The following is a 2,430-nucleotide window of genomic DNA, read 5'->3' on the forward strand; positions in this document are numbered from 1 at the left end:
ATATTGCGGCCATGTCTGGCAAACCTGCGTCAGAAGTTGCTCAAAGGTCGCAGAGGAATAAACACGTTGCAGTGGTGGATGTTGACCGATTTCGCTTCGGTCACAGATATAACCACTCCTGTCACGCATTAAATCAACACGCTCAAAGATTCTGGTGCGGTATTTCTCCAGCTCGTTCCCCCAGAGCGTGTATTCTCCGTTCCGGTTGTGAAGCAGAAGGTAACAGGTCATTTCCCCGTTACCAGGCATGGGGGCCTCGCCATACCCCGTAACGACTGCGCTCAGTACCCCTGAATCCATAACGGCATTGTCATTTTTCCTGAGCTGTTCCGCTCGTCGCTCCGCGCGACTACGTTCTGTATCCTCCTGCTCCTTCCGGCGCAATTCCTCTTCACGTTTAAGCAACTGGACTCTGAGAGCTGCAAGGCCGGATGCCCCCCACTGCTGCCACTGTTTTTCAAATGCCGTCTGACTCGCGGGAATGTCCTGTTTCTCCACCTTCCGGTAATGCTGTCGCAATTTTTCCATTTGCTGGCTCAGCGACTGGATTTTTCCCTGTTCGCTACGGTATTCCGGTGCCGCCCATTGCATCAGGGGAATACGGGAAAAACCGGACGAAAACGGCGATGATTTTTTCAGGCTGGCAGCATGGCTCATCGCTTCCTTTCGTTCGGTGTTCAGCTCTTCCCAGCGTCTGCGCGTCGCCTGCATATCTGCCATCATCGACATGGCATTACTGGTGAGTTTCCATGCCGCATTACTGTCCTTCGGCAACGCTTCGATGATGTCACGTAGTGTGTACGAAGTTGCGTTGTCAGGAAGCACGATATTCAGAAGGTCAGCCACACGGCGGGCAGGCTCTGTCAGCCCGCTGTTCCTGAGTTCAGTGCGGGAAATCTGTATTTCCAGGTTAAGCCTGTTAATCAGACGATTCTGTTCGCCGCGTTCTGTTTCGATACCGCGTGTTTCCATCGCACAGGCAGACTTTCCGAGGTGAATACCAGGCGTTTTCTCAAGCCCCTGTCGCTCGTATGAACGATGGTCTATCTCTTCCTGATAACCGGCGTTCGCCAGTGCTCTGTTTGCATGGTCAGCCCATGATGCACGCCACGTCTCGGCATGTGTCCGGTCGTTCCAGTCCCTGACCTTTCCGCCGAACCCAGCAGGTCCGACAGCCCTCGTGGTCAGCATGATGTGCGCATGGGGATTTGTTTTATCCATGTGATGGAACGCCACATCAGCAATCATGCCCTGACTGACAAAGTTTTCTCTGACAAAGGCGAGAACGGTTTCCCGTGCGGCATCCTGCGGCAGTTCACGGGGGATAGCGAGTTCAATTTCCCGCGCAAGTTGTGAGTTCTTCCGGCATTCGGCCTTCTCAACGGCATTCCAGAGTTCGGCACGGTTCGTACACCAGGCAGGGGCTGTCGCGGGGGTCAGAATCACAGCTTCAGCCACACCGCTTTTGCGGGTGTAGTCGTGAGTCAGTCCGGTACGCTCATCAAGCATCAGTGAACCGGAACGATAGGCAGCGGAAGCTACGGCGCTGTAGCCGCTGCTTCTGGAGATAATTTTCATGCTGAGATGATAAATCGCCATTTCTGCCGTAATGCCTTTTTGTAGTTTTCTTTCAGCCCCGCAGGGCGCACACAATCGAAACGGAGTGGAGATTGTATAAGTGCGCACTTTGTGATTTGTCGCGCATTATGCCAGCTCAGTTTTTAAACTACCAGTGACGCGCTAAAATGCGATTTTTCATCGCGCACGGAGTTACATCATGAGCAGAACGCTCGAACAGAAGATTGCTGATGCTGAGGCGAGATTACAGCGCCTGAAGGCGAAGAGCCGGAGCCTGGACACAGCGCAGAAGGTTGTTGTGGGTGCAGCATTGCTGGCAAAGGTCAGAAAGCCGGAGGAGGTGCAGTTGCGTGCCTGGTTACTCCAGTTCCTGAAGGCAGAGGTGACACGACAGGCTGATGTGACGCGCATACTGCCGCTGATTAACGAGCTGGAGGCGCTGCCAGGACAGTGATTGTATCGTCCGCTCGCCGCAGCCCCAGCGACCGAGCGTTAGCGAGCGGAGCGAGTGGGCGAGGAAGCGGAAGAGAACCGAAAGTCAGGTTGAGCACATACGCACGGTTTTTCGGTAGGTGATATGCGCTGAACCCGCATGAATACTGGATTTCCACAGGGTTGGAAGGGGAGTATTCGGAACTTGCAATTCTGCTTTCTTGCAACACATTGTTTTTATTGGTTTTTTGTTTTCAGCGCCCCAAGTTATCCACAGGCTCGCCGTTAAGTTTTTAGATCTTGTTTTTAAGATCTTGTTTTTAATACTTGTTTTAGGGTCAAAATTCATTAATAAAATCAATATGTTATAGAGGTATATGTGGAGGAATTTAAGGTAAAGGTGGAGGAATTTAAGGTGTT

The 2,430-nt window shown here is 52.2% G+C and carries 3 protein-coding genes; 1 reads left to right on the forward strand and 2 read right to left on the reverse strand.

The annotated features are described in order from the left end of the window. Window positions 1-1,599, reverse strand: a 1,599-nt coding sequence (gene mobQ / locus WC5_RS00025) for a MobQ family relaxase (RefSeq protein WP_016231865.1), incomplete at its 3' end; no start/stop codon positions are given. Between the two features lie 178 nt (window positions 1,600-1,777). On the opposite strand from mobQ, the gene mobC reads away from it, so the two are divergent. Further along, window positions 1,778-2,032, forward strand: a complete 255-nt coding sequence (gene mobC / locus WC5_RS00020; protein WP_000091747.1) for a relaxase accessory protein MobC — start codon at window positions 1,778-1,780, stop codon at window positions 2,030-2,032. Between the two features lie 84 nt (window positions 2,033-2,116). Here mobC and WC5_RS25715 read toward each other — a convergent pair. Then, window positions 2,117-2,430, reverse strand: a 314-nt coding sequence (locus WC5_RS25715) for a hypothetical protein (protein ID WP_286132462.1), incomplete at its 5' end; no start/stop codon positions are given.

It is taken from the genome of Escherichia sp. KTE114 (assembly GCF_000407765.1).
In the GTDB taxonomy this organism is placed as follows: domain Bacteria; phylum Pseudomonadota; class Gammaproteobacteria; order Enterobacterales; family Enterobacteriaceae; genus Escherichia; species Escherichia ruysiae.